Source organism: Aeromonas sp. TECH754 (assembly GCF_056279295.1).
Genome location: NZ_JBWBRA010000001.1, coordinates 3,770,001 through 3,784,431 on the forward strand (window position 1 = coordinate 3,770,001; position 14,431 = coordinate 3,784,431).

At 61.9% G+C, this 14,431-nt stretch carries 14 protein-coding genes; 5 read left to right on the top strand and 9 right to left on the bottom strand.

Translation table 11 applies throughout. The features are described 5' to 3' along the window. The first annotated feature begins 16 nt into the window (after positions 1-16). Positions 17-580 (top strand): gamma carbonic anhydrase family protein, encoded by a 564-nt coding sequence (locus ACZ9IL_RS17220; protein ID WP_476004568.1) that lies wholly within the window; start codon positions 17-19, stop codon positions 578-580. A gap of 87 nt (positions 581-667) precedes the next feature. Here the strand turns inward: ACZ9IL_RS17220 and polA are convergent, their stop codons facing one another. Further along, positions 668-3,430 (bottom strand): DNA polymerase I, encoded by a 2,763-nt coding sequence (gene polA, locus ACZ9IL_RS17225; protein WP_476004569.1) that lies wholly within the window; start codon positions 3,428-3,430, stop codon positions 668-670. A 399-nt stretch (positions 3,431-3,829) separates the two neighbouring features. Here polA and elbB point away from each other — a divergent pair, with 399 nt between their 5' ends. Further along, entirely contained in the window at positions 3,830-4,480 is a 651-nt protein-coding gene (gene elbB / locus ACZ9IL_RS17230; RefSeq protein ID WP_476004570.1) for an isoprenoid biosynthesis glyoxalase ElbB, read from the top strand. 67 nt (positions 4,481-4,547) lie between these two features. Here elbB and ACZ9IL_RS17235 read toward each other — a convergent pair whose 3' ends face one another. From ACZ9IL_RS17235 to fieF, 4 genes are all read right to left on the bottom strand, one after another. Continuing rightward, complete coding sequence (locus ACZ9IL_RS17235; protein WP_476004571.1) at positions 4,548-4,757, bottom strand: cell division protein ZapB; 210 nt, start codon at positions 4,755-4,757, stop codon at positions 4,548-4,550. A 246-nt stretch (positions 4,758-5,003) separates the two neighbouring features. Further along, a complete protein-coding gene (locus ACZ9IL_RS17240) occupies positions 5,004-6,284 on the bottom strand; it encodes a hypothetical protein (RefSeq protein ID WP_476004572.1) in 1,281 nt (426 codons plus the stop codon). A 1-nt stretch (position 6,285) separates the two neighbouring features. Next, positions 6,286-7,065: a serine O-acetyltransferase gene (cysE, locus tag ACZ9IL_RS17245; protein ID WP_476004573.1), complete on the bottom strand. Its 780-nt coding sequence runs from the start codon at positions 7,063-7,065 to the stop codon at positions 6,286-6,288. Between the two features lie 8 nt (positions 7,066-7,073). After that, positions 7,074-7,985, bottom strand: coding sequence for a cation efflux pump FieF (gene fieF / locus ACZ9IL_RS17250; protein WP_476004574.1), 912 nt, complete (start codon positions 7,983-7,985; stop codon positions 7,074-7,076). Between the two features lie 86 nt (positions 7,986-8,071). Between fieF and ACZ9IL_RS17255 the strand changes: the two genes are divergently transcribed. The 3 genes from ACZ9IL_RS17255 (at position 8,072) to trmL (ending at position 10,767) form a co-directional block, all read left to right on the top strand. Beyond that, positions 8,072-8,764: a response regulator gene (locus ACZ9IL_RS17255; RefSeq protein ID WP_476004575.1), complete on the top strand. Its 693-nt coding sequence runs from the start codon at positions 8,072-8,074 to the stop codon at positions 8,762-8,764. Then, a complete protein-coding gene (locus ACZ9IL_RS17260; protein ID WP_476004576.1) occupies positions 8,761-10,116 on the top strand; it encodes an ATP-binding protein in 1,356 nt (451 codons plus the stop codon). The genes ACZ9IL_RS17255 and ACZ9IL_RS17260 overlap by 4 nt, the downstream gene beginning before the upstream one ends. 186 nt (positions 10,117-10,302) lie before the next feature. Next, positions 10,303-10,767 (top strand): tRNA (uridine(34)/cytosine(34)/5-carboxymethylaminomethyluridine(34)-2'-O)-methyltransferase TrmL, encoded by a 465-nt coding sequence (gene trmL, locus ACZ9IL_RS17265; protein WP_476004577.1) that lies wholly within the window; start codon positions 10,303-10,305, stop codon positions 10,765-10,767. Positions 10,768-10,811: 44 nt separating this feature from the next. Here trmL and ACZ9IL_RS17270 read toward each other — a convergent pair whose 3' ends face one another. The 4 genes from ACZ9IL_RS17270 to lexA form a co-directional block, all read right to left on the bottom strand. After that, a complete protein-coding gene (locus tag ACZ9IL_RS17270) occupies positions 10,812-12,191 on the bottom strand; it encodes an MATE family efflux transporter (RefSeq protein ID WP_476004578.1) in 1,380 nt (459 codons plus the stop codon). Positions 12,192-12,213: 22 nt separating this feature from the next. Next, entirely contained in the window at positions 12,214-12,840 is a 627-nt protein-coding gene (locus ACZ9IL_RS17275; protein WP_476004579.1) for an SCO family protein, read from the bottom strand. A gap of 215 nt (positions 12,841-13,055) precedes the next feature. Beyond that, positions 13,056-13,346, bottom strand: coding sequence for a hypothetical protein (locus tag ACZ9IL_RS17280; protein ID WP_476004580.1), 291 nt, complete (start codon positions 13,344-13,346; stop codon positions 13,056-13,058). A 445-nt stretch (positions 13,347-13,791) separates the two neighbouring features. Next, the gene (gene lexA / locus ACZ9IL_RS17285; protein ID WP_476004581.1) at positions 13,792-14,418 is read right to left on the bottom strand and encodes a transcriptional repressor LexA; all 627 of its coding nucleotides are present in this window, start codon (positions 14,416-14,418) and stop codon (positions 13,792-13,794) included. Positions 14,419-14,431 lie beyond the last annotated feature (13 nt).

Here is a 14,431-nt window from a genome sequence, read left to right on the forward strand (position 1 = left end):
GTTCTGGATTGCTAGAATGGCCGAAAACAAGGAGGCCAAGATGGACTTGCGACTGAGATCCTATAAAGGAAAACGCCCGCAACTGGGCAAACGAGTATACGTAGACCCTTGCGCCACCCTGGTGGGAGATATCGAGCTCGGCGACGATGCCAGCATCTGGCCCCTGGTGGCGGCACGGGGTGATGTGAACCACATTCGCATCGGTGCCCGCAGCAACGTGCAAGACGGCACTGTGCTACACCTCAGCCGCAGGAGTGCCGGCAATCCCGATGGTCATCCGTTGCTGATCGGCGAGGATGTCACCGTCGGCCACAAGGCCATGCTGCACGGTTGCACCATAGGCAATAGAGTGTTGGTCGGCATGGGCGCCATCTTGCTGGATGGGGTGATAGTAGAAGACGACGTGATGATAGGTGCCGGCAGCCTGGTACCGCCAGGCAAGCGGCTCGAGTCCGGCTTCTTGTATATGGGCAATCCCGTCAAACAGGCCAGAGCACTCAAACCGGCCGAGATCGCCTTCCTGAAGATCTCCGCCGACAACTACGTGCTGCTCAAAGACGAGTATCTGCAGGAAGCCTGAGCCACAGCATCTCGAACAGAAACAAAAAGCCCGGCATCATGCCGGGCTTATCTTCTTGATATATAGCTAGCGACTACTCGCGGTGGATCAGTGGGCCTGATCCCAGTTGTCACCGACCCCGGCTTCCACCTCGAGCGGCACGTGCAGTTCAGCGGCGGCCGACATCTTCTGCTTGATGATGGCGACGTACTCTTCCAGCTTCTCCTCACGGATCTCGAACACCAGTTCATCGTGCACCTGCATCAGCATATGGATGGAACCGTCGGTAATTCCCTGGATCCAGCCATCGACGCCGATCATGGCGCGCTTGATGATATCGGCCGCCGTGCCTTGCATGGGGGCGTTGATCGCCGCCCGCTCCGCGCCCTTGCGCAGTCCGGCATTGCGGGACTTGATGTCCGGCAGATAGAGGCGGCGACCGAACAAGGTTTCGACATAGCCCTGAGCTTCGGCCTGCTGGCGGGTGCGCTCCATGTAGTCGAGCACGCCGGGGTAGCGCTCGAAGTAGAGATCCATGTACTTCTGCGCTTCGGCGCGGCCGATCCCCAGCTGTTTGGCGAGACCGAAGGCGCTCATGCCATAGATGAGGCCGAAGTTGATCGCCTTGGCGCTGCGGCGCATGTCGGTGGTCACCGCCTCCAGCGCGACACCGAACACCTCGGCCGCGGTCGCCTTGTGGATGTCCTTGCCCTCGGCGAAAGCGGTCAGCAGCCCTTTGTCGCCGGAGAGGTGCGCCATGATGCGCAGTTCAATCTGGGAGTAATCCGCCGCCACCAGCTTGTAACCGGCGCTCGGGATGAAGGCCTGCCGAATGCGGCGGCCCTGCTCGTTGCGCACCGGGATGTTTTGCAGGTTCGGATCGGTGGAGGAGAGCCGCCCGGTCGCCGCCACCGCCTGATGATAGGAGGTGTGCACCCGCCCGGTCTGGGGCTTGATCATCAGCGGCAGCTTGTCGGTATAAGTGGACTTGAGCTTGGCCAAGCCACGGTGCTCCATCAAGAGGCGCGGCAGCTCATAGGTCTCCGCCAGCTCGGCCAGCACCTCTTCGGCGGTGGACGGGGCGCCCTTTGGCGTCTTCTTGAGAATGGGCAGCCCCAGCTTGACGAACAGGATCTCGCCGAGCTGTTTGGGGGACGAGAGGTTGAACTCCTGTCCGGCCAGCTCGTGGGCCTGGCGCTCCAGCTCCGCCAGCCGCACTTCAATCTCCTGGCTCTGTTGATGCAGCAGCTTGGGATCTATGGTGGTGCCCATCAACTCCATCCTTGCCAGCACCGGCAACAGGGGCAGCTCGATCTCGGTGAAGACCTTGGCCAGTTCCGGCAGTTTGCTCAGATTGCCCCACAGGGCCTGGTGCAGACGCAGCGTAATGTCGGCATCTTCCGCCGCATAAGGTGCAGCCTGCTCCAGCTCTATCTGGTTGAAGGTGAGCTGCTTGGCCCCCTTACCGGCAATCTCTTCGAACGAGATGGTCTCGACACCCAGGTATTTCCTGGCGAGGGAGTCCATGTCGTGACGGCTGGCGGTGGAGTTGAGTACGTAGGACTCGAGCATGGTGTCGTAGGCGATGCCCTGCAGATCGATGCCGTGGTTCTGCAGCACATTGCGATCGTACTTGAGGTTCTGGCCAATCTTTAGACGAGCAGCATCCTCCAGCAACGGCTTGAGTTTGCCCAACACCAGCGCCTCGGTCAGCTGAGTCGGCGCACCCAGGTAGTCGTGGCCGAAGGGCACATAGGCCGCCTTGCCCGGTTCGACGGCGAAGGAGACGCCGACGACCCGCGCCTCCATGTAGTCGAGACTGGTGGTTTCGGTGTCGAAGGCAAACAACGGGGCGGCTGTCAGCCGTGCCAGCCACTCGTCAAACTCGACCTCGTCCAGAATGCAGCGATAATCGGTCTCGATGACGACGACGGGGGCAGCCTCTTCATCCGTCGGCTCCTGACCGGCACTCGCGCCAGCGCCCTCCTCGCCGGACTCCAGCTCCTTGATCAGGTTGCGCAGTTCATATTCGCGATAGACCTCCAGCAGGGACTCCTTGTCGACCGGTTTCAGCAACAGCTGCTCCAGGCTCTGCTCCAGCTCCACGTCGGTCTTGATGGTCGCCAGACGATAGGAGAGGCGTACCTGCTCTTCCTGCTCGCGGAACTTGTCGGCAAACGCCTTGGAGCCACGAAAACCGAGGGCGGCCACCTTGTCCAGATTGGCGGCGATCTCATCGATGCTGCCGATCCCCTGCAACAGGGCCAGTGCGGTCTTCTCGCCCACCCCCGTCATGCCGGGAATGTTGTCCACCTTGTCCCCCATCAGCGCCAGGTAGTCGATGATAAGCTCGGGCGGCACGCCAAATTTCTCGATCACCCCTTCCCGGTCCGTGGTCACGTCCTTCATGGTGTCGATCAGGGTGACGTGGTCGGAGACCAGCTGCGCCATGTCCTTGTCACCTGTGCTGATGAGCACCGGCAGCTTCTTCTCGGTCGCCTGGCGAGCCAGGGTGCCGATCACATCGTCAGCCTCGACCCCTTCCACCATCAGGAACGGGAAACCCATCGCCTTGATCATCTGGTGAATGGGAGCGACCTGGCTGCGCAGGTCGTCCGGCATGCTGGCGCGGGTCGCCTTGTATTCGGGATAGATGTCGTCGCGGAAGGTCTTGCCCTTGGCATCGAACACCACGGCCACGTGGCAGTCAGGATATTGCTTGCGCAGGCTGCGCATCATGTTGGCCATCACGCGGACGGCGCCGCTCGGCAGCCCGGTCGATGTGCGCAGATCGGCCTGCTGGGAGGCGAAGAAGGCGCGGTAAAGATATGAAGAGCCGTCGACCAAGATAAGGGGATTGCTAGGGGCCATGAAATCGTCCTGCCAGGAATAAACAGTCGCTAGGATGCCACAGGGCCCGCATCACACCAAGGGGCTGGCGCCTTGCCGCCCGGGCCATAAATCGGGCCACAGACTGTGGATAACTCTGTGTCCAAAAATGGGGGCATGAGTGGAGCGCTGTGACAAAGCTGTGGATTGAATTTAAAAATTACATATAAAACAAATAATTAAGATCATAAAAACAGATCACAATGCGACCATTATGATCTCGATCAATGTGGAAAAAATTTTAAGGGGGCGATACGGCAGGATCCAAAACGAAACAATCCTAGCACAGCGGGATGACTTGACCAGCGGAGGGCGAACGATAACCATACAAAAGTACAACAATCTACCCTGGCTCACATTTTCAACAACGAGGAGTTCGCCATGAAAAAAGTGGCCGTGATCTTGAGTGGCTGCGGCGTCTTTGACGGCGCCGAGATCCACGAAACCGTCATCAGCCTGCTGGCGCTGGCCCGCCAGGGCGCCCAGGTCCAATGCTTCGCACCGAACGTGCAGCAGTTGCATGTCATCAACCATCTGACCGGCGAGGTGAGCGAGGGGGAGAGCCGCAACGTGCTGGTCGAGGCGGCCCGGATCGTGCGCGGTCAGATCCGGGATGTGGCCGAGCTGGATGCGGCCGACTTCGACGCCCTGCTGCTGCCCGGTGGCTTCGGCGCCGCCAAGAACCTGTGCGACTTCGCCATTGCGGGTGCCGACTGCCAGATCCAGCCGGATGTGCTCAAGGCCTGCCAGAGCTTCGCCAAGGCCCGCAAACCGGCGGCCTACATCTGCATCGCACCGGCCATGATCCCGCTCGTCTATGGCGCCGGCACCCTGACCACCATCGGTCATGACGCGACAACCGCCAATGCCATCGAGGCCATGGGCGGCAGTCATCTCAACTGCCCGGTTAGCGAATTCGTAGTGGATCAGGAACGCAAGGTGATCTCGACCCCCGCTTATATGCTGGCAAACAACATAGTAGAAGCGGCCGACGGCATCGAGAAAACGGTCAGGCAGCTGCTCGCCATGTAGAGGCGACAGCAAACAAAGGGGCCGCTTATCAAGCGGCCCCTTTTCATTCCTGTCAGCAGCGACGAAATTAGATGGCTTCGCCCATCTGATCCATCTTGCCCAGCAGGGCGCGCAGACGTTCTTGCCAGGCAACGTGCTCGTTGCGCAGCAGATGGTTCTCGTCTTGCAGCTTGTTGTTCTGCTCTTTCAGCTCGTCCAGCTCCATCTTCAGCAGGGAGATGTTGTCGACGGCGGATTGTACTTTGGATTCGAGTTGCTCAAGGACTTCTAGTGACATATGCATACCTGTTTGTTCAATTGCGATGCCCCACAGAGGGCGATTCAAGCGCGTGAAGCCAGCATACCCTGATGCGCTCGGCACAAACAAGACGGTGCGCCGTAAAATGCGCCTTCCCTGCCGGTATTGCCTAAATATGCGTCTATTTTTCTCGCAGGCAGCAGGAACCACGATTCGGGATGTTTGCAACAGCACAATTGCGATATATACCGCACCGATAACCCCAGACTCAAGTCACTGTTACCCTCATCCATGCAGGGCGATGAAGGCCCCCATCAACAGGCAGGCGACCCCGTACATCAGCAGGCCGTAAAGCAGATTCCAGCGCAGCAGCAAGCCGGCGCTCAGATTGTAGCGTGACGCCAGCGCCAGGTTGGAGCCGGACAGCGGACTGGTACCGGTGGCCAGCCCCCAACCCAGCAGGAAGCACATGCCGAGCAGGCTGGGATCTGGCGAGAGCGGCCACAGCAAGGGGGCGACGCCAGAGATGCTGATGAGCGGGTGCACGCCTATGATGGCCACCAGGAAGATCAGCAGCAGGGTCAGACTGGCTTCCAGCCAGCCGAAGTCATTGAACAGCGGCAGACCGTGACCGTCCCCCAACTCCAGCACCGACAAGGCGCTGTTGATGCCCGCCGCCAGCAGGCCGGCCCCGAGGAACAACACCAGCTGGCCGCCGATGGCGGGGAAACGCTCCACCACCTGCCGCTTGAGGGCTGCCCCTCGCCCCTTGCTCGGCATGAACAGCAGCGCCAGCAAAGGAGCCACCAGCGCAATCACCGCGAGGATGCTGAGCCCTGGCCAGAGCCGGTTGATCAGCAAGACCAGCAGCGCCAGCGTCACCGGCAACCCGAGCGTCTGCAGCCGCAGCGGATAGCCCTCGAAGTCGGCCACCCCGAGCCGCTCCACCTGCCAGGCCGTCAGCCCCATCGCCAGCAGGGCGGCGATGATGCCAAACGGCAGTATGCTGGAAAGTTGCAGGCCGGGGGCATAGGTCAGCGCCACCGCCATGGCGACGAAGAAGGGTGACCAGAAGGCGGCCGCGCAGAAGATCCGGCTCAGCACCATGATTTGGCGCCGCTCCAGGGTGCCGTTTTTCTCCAGCCGATCGCCGATGATGAACAACACCGAGAGGTTGATGACGGCACCCAGCAGGTTGAGGCTGGCCATGGTGCTCCACAGCCCCTTGCGCCCCGACCAGGAGCTGGTACCGGTCAGCAGGCCGGAGGTCGCGAGGTTGAGGGTGCTGACGGCGGCGAACATGGTGAGCATGTTGATGTTGGGCAGCAGCCAGTCGCCGGGGCTGAGGCTGGCCCCGCGCCACCAGGAGAAGATAAGCAGCAATAGCGCCGCGCCGTAGAGGGCCATGGCCTGACGCCGGGCGGCGCCCACCAGCCAGGGCCAGGTGAGCAGAGAGGCGGCCCAGGCGGCGATGGCCGCCGGCCAGGGGGAGAATCCGAGATAGAGATGCAACAGGTTGAGCAGCCACATCCCCAGGATCAGATAACCTGACCAGCGTTTGACCACGTCAGATGTTCTGATTCATATCGAAGGAAGGTTTGTCGCACTCCGGCCGACCCACGATCCTGGCCGGTACGCCGGCGACCGTGGTGTGGGGCGGTACGGGATTGATCACCACGCTGCCGGCACCTATCTTGGCGCCCACGCCCACCTCGATGTTGCCAAGCACCTTGGCACCCGCCCCTATCATCACCCCTTCCCGGATCTTGGGGTGGCGATCACCGCTCTCCTTGCCGGTCCCGCCCAGGGTCACGCTCTGCAGGATGGAGACATCGTCCTCGATCACCGCCGTCTCACCGACCACTATGCCGGTGGCGTGGTCAAACATGATGCCCTTGCCGATCCGCGCGGCCGGGTGCACGTCGACCCCGAACACCACCGAGATCTGGTTTTGCAGATAGAGTGCCAGCGAGCGGCGGCCCTGACGCCACAGCCAGTTGGCGACCCGGTAGCCTTGCAGGGCGTGGAAGCCCTTGAGGTAGAGCAGCGGGGTCGAGAAGAGGTCGACGGCGGGATCCCGGTCCTGCACCGCGCAGATATCGGCGGCGACCATGTCCAGCAGCTCGGGTTCGCTGCGCAGGGCCAGTTCGATCACCTCACGCAGGGCGATGGCCGGCATGGTGGTGCTGTCGAGCTTGTTGGCAAGCTGGAAGCTGAGCGCCGAGCGCAGATCCCCGTGGTTGAGGATGGTGGAGTGGAAGAAGCTGGCCAGCATGGGCTCCTGGGCCGCCATGCACTGCGCTTCTTGCTGAATTTTTTGCCACGTTTGGGCAACCAGATCGTCCATGTTGCAGCCTACTGTTGTTCGGGGTGAGGGCCTTGTTGTTCTTTTTTCAGCACCGAGATGGGGTCCATGTGAATGATCACATCCATCCGCTCGAATGACTGGCGCACGGCCAGTTCAGCCTCGTCGGCGATCTGGTGGGCCTTGACCAAGGGAAGTTGATCATCAAGCTCCAGATGCAATTGTACGAAACGGGTGGGCCCGGATTGGCGGGTACGCAGATCATGTACACCATGTACCCCCTCTACGGCACAGCAGAGCGCCATTATTCTCGCTTGTTCTTCTGCTGGCAACTGACGATCGAGCAGGGCCTGCACCGATTCGTAGCCGATCTGGATGGCACCCCACACCAGGAACAGGCCGATCAGGATGGCGAACAGGCCATCGGCCCAGTACCAGCCCTGCCCCGTCAGCACCAGGGCCAGCAGCACGCCGGCGTTGAGCAGCAGATCGGAACGGTAGTGCAGCATGTCGGCCTTGATGGCCACGCTCCTGGTACGCTGCACCACCCAGCGCTGGAAGCTGACCAGCAGCAGGGTCAACAGGATGGAGCCGCCACTGACCCAAAGCCCGGCCTCCAGCCGCTGTACCGGTACCTGATTGAGCAGGGAGGAGATGCCGTGCATCACCAGCAGCAGCGCCGAGCCCGAGATGAAAGCCGACTGGATGAGCCCTGCCAGCGACTCCGCCTTGCCGTGGCCGAAGCGATGCTCCTCATCCGCCGGCACCAGGGCGTAGCGGATCGCGAACAGGTTGATGAGGGAGGCGCTGACGTCCATGAAGGAGTCGGTCAGGGAGGCGAGCAGGCTGGACGAATCCGTCATCAACCAGGCGATCAGTTTGCCGATGATCAGCAGGGTCGCAACGGTGACCGCCGCCACGCTGGCCAGGGTGACCCAGCGAGAATATTGTTGATGGCTCAAAACCGGCTTTCCTCTGGCGTGTAAAAATTTATTATACCCTGACCCTAGCGTCAGTTTGGCGTGCAAAATCAACGGAGTGACCCCAGATGAACAAAATACTCCTGGTCGACGACGATCTCGATCTGACCCAACTGCTGACCGAGATCCTGACACTGGAGGGCTTCGAGGTCACGGTCGCCGAGGATGGCGAGGAGGGATTGCAGCGGCTGGCGGAGCAGACGTTCGATCTGGTGCTGCTGGATGTGATGATGCCCAGACTCAACGGTTTCGCCATGCTGGCCAAGCTGCGCAAGCGCCATGAGACTCCGGTGCTGATGCTGACCGCGCGCGGTGACAGTCAGGACAGGGTGAACGGACTGGAAGCAGGGGCCGACGACTATCTCGCCAAGCCGTTCGACGACAGGGAGCTGCTGGCAAGGGTGCGCGCCATCCTGCGCCGCACCCAGAACCTGCAACCCCAGCGCGGCGGCGCCGACGAGCTGCGGTTCATGGATCTGGTGCTGCAACCCGGTCTGCAACAGGCCCACAGCGACGGTCAGCTGCTGGATCTCACCGCCACCGAATTTGGCCTGCTGGAGTGTCTGCTGCGCAGCCCAGGCCAGATCGTCAGCAAAAATCTGCTTTCTGAACAAGTGCTTGGCAAGAAGCTTGAGCCCTTCGATCGGGCTATCGACATGCACCTGAGCAACCTGCGCAAGAAGCTGCCGGAGCGCGGCGATGGCCAGCCCCGCTTCAAGACGGTGCGCGGCCGGGGCTATCTCTGGCTGGAACAGGCATGACGATGAACCGGTCGCTTGGTGGACTTTCAACCCAGATTTTCCTTTGGTTCTGGCTGATCCTGCTGCTGATGATGGCCGCCGTAGTCATACTGCCGACCCTGGATCCCCGCAATACCATCCCGCTCCCCGAACACGAGGTCAGCCGGATGAACAACAACCTGATGGCGCTGCAGCGGGGAGCGGATCCGGACCGAGACTTCAACCTCTCCCAGGCGATGGCGGCCACCGGCCTGCTGCCGGTGGACAACGTCTATCTGCGCGACGCCAAAGGCCAGCTGCAGTTCACCACCAAGCCCAACAAGTTTGTCACCCGCTTCATGCTGGACTCGGACAACCCGGCCAAGCCCATGCTGAGCAGCGAGCACAAGCGGGCCATTGCTGGCCCCTTCCTGATGCAGTACCACGGCCAGCCTTATCACGTCTACTTCGGCCTCAACGTCGAAAACTCCCACCTCTTCCTGTTCATCCAGATCCTGGATCACCCCATCCAGATCCTGGGCATCGCCATGCTGGTCAGCACCCCGCTCTGTCTGCTGCTGGCCTGGCGGCTGACCCGCCCCATCTTGCAGTTGCAGCAGGCCGTCTCCCAACTGGCGCAGGGCAAGCTGGAGACCCGGATCCCCAACCTCGGCAAGCAGGATGAGATTGGCCAGCTGGCGGATCACGTCAGCGACATGGTGGATACCCTCAAGAGCATGATCCAGAAGCAGAAACAACTGCTGTCCGACATCTCCCACGAACTGCGCAGCCCCCTCACCCGCATTCAATTGGCACAGGCGCTGATCCGCCGCAAGCAGGGCGATAGCAGTGAGCTGGCACGGATCGAAACCGAGATCGCGCGGCTCGACAAGCTGATCGGGGATCTGCTGGACTTGTCGCGGGTGCAGCAACACGTGGAGGCCCCCGTGCTGCTGCCGCTGGCGGAGTTGCTGGAACCCATCCTCGACGACGCCATGTTCGAGGCAAACCAGAACGGCAAGCAGCTGCGCCTGCCTGCCCTGCCGACGGAATCACTCATGATGCGGCCCGAACTGCTGGCCAGGGCATTGGAAAACCCGCTGCGCAATGCACTCAAGTATGCCCGCGAGTTCATCCAGGCGGACTGGTATCGGGAGGGAAGGATGTGGGTGATGACCATCCGGGATGACGGCCCCGGCGTGCCGATCGAGCAACAGGCGCAACTGTTCCTGCCGTTCTTTCGGGTGGACGATGCCCGCAACGCCAAGACCGGCGGCACCGGGCTGGGTCTCGCCATCGCCGCCGAGGCGATCCAGCAGCATGGCGGCACCATCAAGGCCAGCAGCAACCAGCCGAACGGGCTGATCATCACCATCCGCCTGCCCATGGCATGAGGCTCTGCTTTTCATTCCGCTGAGTACTGGCCCTGATTGCACCCTTCCAACCCAATTCGGGCCAGCAATAACCAACTGAGTGAGCTGATCATCACCATCCACCTGCCGCTGCCGTGAGACTCCCCCTTTTCATCCCGGCGGGCGCTGGGTATGCTGGCGCCCTCATTGCGCCCTCAGGACCCCGTCATGCTCGACATAGTGCTCTATCAACCGGAAATTCCGCCCAATACCGGCAACATCATCCGTCTGTGTGCCAACACCGGCTACCGGTTGCACCTGATAGAGCCGCTGGGGTTTGAGTGGGATGACAAGCGGGTGAAGCGGGCCGGACTCGACTATCACGAGTTTGCCGAGGTGAAACGCTGGCCGAGCTACGAGGCTTTCCTGGCAGCGGTGGCGCCCAAGCGGGTATTCGCCTGTACCACCAAGGGGCGCACCGCTCACTCGGCGGTGCAGTTTGCGCAAGGAGATGCCCTGCTGTTCGGCCCGGAGAGCCGCGGTCTGCCGGCGGAGATCATCGAGAGCCTGCCGTTCGAGCAACGGCTGCGCATCCCCATGTTGCCCCAGAGCCGCAGCATGAACCTGGCCAATGCGGTCTCCGTCTTCGTGTATGAGAGCTGGCGCCAGTTTGGCTATGAAGGTTCGCTCTAATCCAGCCGAGGAATAAGCCTAAGCCGGCCGCCGACCCCGGCGAGTTATCGCTCCTGCCAGGTCGGCTCGGCCGCCCCCTGCCCCAGCAGGCGGCCATCCCGCTCCAGTTGCCAGCATAGCCAGCCAAGGGTCAGTCCACGTCCCGCCATCAGGGCCGTCATCGCGGCCCACAGGGCGGATACCCCCCACGACTGGCACAACCACCAGGCCGGGAAGAAGCCGACAAAGACCGCCACCAGCATGCTGTTGCGCATCTCCCGGGCGCGAGTCGCGCCGATGAAGACCCCATCCAGCAGGAAGCACCAGACCGCCAGCATCGGCATGGCAACCAGCCAGGGTAGCTGGCGGCTCGCCTCGGCGATCACCGCCGGGATGTCGGTGATCTGGGTGATGAGCCGTTGCCCCCCAAATCCAAACGCCAGGGTGAAGCCGAGGGCGATCAACAATGCCCAGCCCAGGTTCAGCACTATGGCCTCGCGCAATCCCTGTCGATCCCGCCGCCCGATGGCGCGCCCCACCATGGCCTCCACCGCGTAGGCGAATCCGTCCAGTCCGTAGGAGATGAGCATCAGGAAGTTGAGCAGCACCGCGTTGGCAGCCACCGCCACATCGCCCAGCCGCGCCCCCTGCAGGGTCATGAAGGCAAAGCAGAGTTGCAGGCAGAGAGAACGGATGAAGATGTCCCGGTTCAGACCGAGCAGGCGCCGCACCGCGGACCACTGCCACCAGCGCAGCCAGGCACCCTGCCACACCTCGGCCGACATCTGGTGCAGCCGGCGGCTCACCAGCCAGAGCCCGACCCCCAGCGCGCTGTAATCCGCCAGCAAGGAGGCGGCCGCCACCCCCTTGACCTGCCAGCCCAGTCCCAGCACGAACCAGGTATCCAGCACCATGTTGACGAGATTGCTCAGGATCAGCAGCAGCATGGGGCTGCGGGCGTCCTGCATGCCCAGCAGCCAACCCATGATGACCAGATTGCACAGCGCAGCGGGGGCGCTCCAGATCCGGACCGACACATATTCTGCGGCATAACCCTGCACCTCGGGGGAGCCGCCACTCAGCCCGATGAGGGCCGGCAAGAAGGGTAACAACAGCAGCAACAACGCCATTCCCAGACCGATCGCCAACCCCAGCGCCCGCGCCAGGGTGTCCAGCGTCCCCTCGGCACTGGCGGCGCCGTGGGCCTGGGCCGTCAGCCCGGTGGTGGACATGCGCAGGAAACCCAGCAACCAGAAGAGCAGATTGATGAGGGTCGCCCCGACCGAGACGCCGCCGAGAAACCAGGCTTGACCGAGATGACCAATCACCCAGGTATCCACCAGCCCGAGCAGCGGGGTGGTGACGTTGGAAAACACCATCGGCAGGGCAAGCACAAACACGGCGCGGTGGCGCCGGGGATCGCGCAACCAATGCGGGATCAGCATGGGCAGGGCCAGTTTTGCAGCATCACTGGTCGGCCAGCCGCACTATCCGCGCGAAGTCCGAGACCAGGGTTTTCATCGCCACATGAGGCACCTGACCTGAGTCCATCTGAGGTCTGAACACGGCCGTCATCTTGCCCTCTGGACTGATCAGGACGATCGAGGCCGAGTGGTCTATCAGGTAATCCTTGCTGCCGTGATCGACGATGGAGTAGACGAGGCCGAGGTTGCGCACGAAGGGAAACAGCTGGTTGTGAGGGCCGGTGGCCGCCTTGAACTCCGGCTGGAAGAAGGCGGTGTAGCGCTTGAGGCGGGCGCTGTCATCCCGCTGGGGATCCGCCGAGATGAAGGCCACCTGACTGCCGGGCGCGATTTTCTGCAATTCAGGATAGACGGAGCGCAGATCGGCCAGCGTGGTCGGGCAGATGTCCGGGCAATAGGTATAACCGAGAAACAGGAAGGTCCAATGCCCGCTCAGACTGGCCGCAGTGAAGGGTTTGCCATCGCCGTCGGTGAGGGTGAAGGGGTTGATATCCCGCCCCGCCGGATAATAGTCAGCCTGCTCTGGCAAGGAAGGCTGGCTCCAACTGTATGCGATCATCATGCTGCCAACCAGCAGCAAAAACAGCAGGGGGTAACGTGGTTTAATCATATAAAACAGAGCCTTGCTAGTCTATTCAGGCGATGGGGCGGGCCCGGTGCAGGGGTATTGTAACCCGGAGCATGCCGCCTCTGGCTACCCCGGAGTCCGGATATCGGGCACAAAGAGGGTCAGTTCGGGCTACGCTGGCCCTCATTATTCATCATGGATAGGAAAAAACAGAAGCCCCACGTCAGGTGGGGCTCACAGCATGCTGGCGAAATGGATCAGGGTCGCCGCCGGTGCTGCGCCTGGGGACGCCGGGCCACGGCGTGCAATGGAACGACCGGGGCAACCCAGGGGGCATCCGGCAACCCTATGTCGTGGTGGCGGCGAAACAGGCGTACCAGATGGACAATCTTGTCCTTGGGGCATCCCAGCCAGATGGTCCAGCCATCCCCCTTGTGATACACCCAGAGCGCATAGAACCACGTCATCCGACTGCCCTTGATGAACCGGGTAATGGAGGATGCGGGCGCTGCGGCCAGACCCGGATCCCATGGCGAGCTTGAAGCCATACCTGTCCTCCTTGCTCAACAGGCCACGTCGACCAGTGTCCTGCCATCAGGATGACAGGCAAAACACCGTCGCGTACTGACTGAGTCGTGCCGGGTCATGGACTCTGTGCGAGCGCCCTGACGACTCTCCCTTCTCTCCGGCGCCGCCTTGGCGGTCGCCAGTGTTGCATCCCTTCGACCTTGTGCTGGCCGGTTCAGGCAACAATCCGGATCATGGCCGATCCCGTGGCCCGGTAACGGCGCATCGCGCCTCCTCAAAGGATATATCCGAAATGCCGGCTGTGTGGCGGCACTCTCATTGTTGCGCTCGCTTTGCCGCTTTCTTTTGTAGCAAACGATGGGGCAGAAAATGCTGGGTATCGGGGAGAAACAAGCAGGCGGGGCAAACGGCAGAAACAAGACGGCCTCCCGCAGGAGGCCGTCCATCAGATCTCATTACCGGATCTTACATCCAGTCGGCATTGCGGATCACGCCGACCGCCAGCCCCTCTATGGTCAGATGCTGGCTGGAGAGATCCACCGAGATGGGCGCGAGCTCTTCGTTTTCCGGCAGCAGCCACACCTGGCTGCCCTTGCGCTGGAAGCGCTTGACGGTGACATCCTCATCGAGGCGAGCCACCACGACCTGGCCATTGCGCACGTCCTGGGTCTTGTGTACCGCCAGCAGATCGCCATCCATGATGCCGATGTTCTTCATGCTCATCCCCTGTACCCGCAGCAGGAAGTCTGCTCGTGGGTGGAACAGGGCGGGATCCACCTGATAGTGGCTCTCGATGTGTTCCTGGGCCAGGATGGGTTCGCCCGCCGCCACCTTGCCGATCAGTGGCAGACCGCTCTCTTCCGGCGCGGCTTCCTCTTCTTCGATCAGCAGACGGATGCCGCGGGAGGTACCGGGCATGATCTCGATGACCCCTTTCTTGGCCAGGGCCTTCAGATGTTCCTCGGCCGCATTGGCCGACTTGAAACCAAGCTTCTGGGCGATCTCAGCACGAGTCGGCGGCATACCGGTCTCGCTCATGTTCGCCTTGATAAGCGCCAGCACTTCAGCCTGGCGGGGGGTAAGAGGTTTCATAGCATGGGCACCT

What these genes read in the sequence shown, in the direction of transcription:
- ACZ9IL_RS17220 (WP_476004568.1), top strand. Translation starts at nt 17, where the DNA reads ATGGCCGAAAACAAGGAGGCCAAGATGGACTTGCGACTGAGATCCTAT.
- polA (WP_476004569.1), bottom strand. Translation starts at nt 3,430, where the DNA reads ATGGCCCCTAGCAATCCCCTTATCTTGGTCGACGGCTCTTCATATCTT.
- elbB (WP_476004570.1), top strand. Translation starts at nt 3,830, where the DNA reads ATGAAAAAAGTGGCCGTGATCTTGAGTGGCTGCGGCGTCTTTGACGGC.
- ACZ9IL_RS17235 (WP_476004571.1), bottom strand. Translation starts at nt 4,757, where the DNA reads ATGTCACTAGAAGTCCTTGAGCAACTCGAATCCAAAGTACAATCCGCC.
- cysE (WP_476004573.1), bottom strand. Translation starts at nt 7,065, where the DNA reads ATGGACGATCTGGTTGCCCAAACGTGGCAAAAAATTCAGCAAGAAGCG.
- ACZ9IL_RS17255 (WP_476004575.1), top strand. Translation starts at nt 8,072, where the DNA reads ATGAACAAAATACTCCTGGTCGACGACGATCTCGATCTGACCCAACTG.
- ACZ9IL_RS17260 (WP_476004576.1), top strand. Translation starts at nt 8,761, where the DNA reads ATGACGATGAACCGGTCGCTTGGTGGACTTTCAACCCAGATTTTCCTT.
- trmL (WP_476004577.1), top strand. Translation starts at nt 10,303, where the DNA reads ATGCTCGACATAGTGCTCTATCAACCGGAAATTCCGCCCAATACCGGC.
- ACZ9IL_RS17270 (WP_476004578.1), bottom strand. Translation starts at nt 12,191, where the DNA reads ATGCTGATCCCGCATTGGTTGCGCGATCCCCGGCGCCACCGCGCCGTG.
- ACZ9IL_RS17275 (WP_476004579.1), bottom strand. Translation starts at nt 12,840, where the DNA reads ATGATTAAACCACGTTACCCCCTGCTGTTTTTGCTGCTGGTTGGCAGC.
- ACZ9IL_RS17280 (WP_476004580.1), bottom strand. Translation starts at nt 13,346, where the DNA reads ATGGCTTCAAGCTCGCCATGGGATCCGGGTCTGGCCGCAGCGCCCGCA.
- lexA (WP_476004581.1), bottom strand. Translation starts at nt 14,418, where the DNA reads ATGAAACCTCTTACCCCCCGCCAGGCTGAAGTGCTGGCGCTTATCAAG.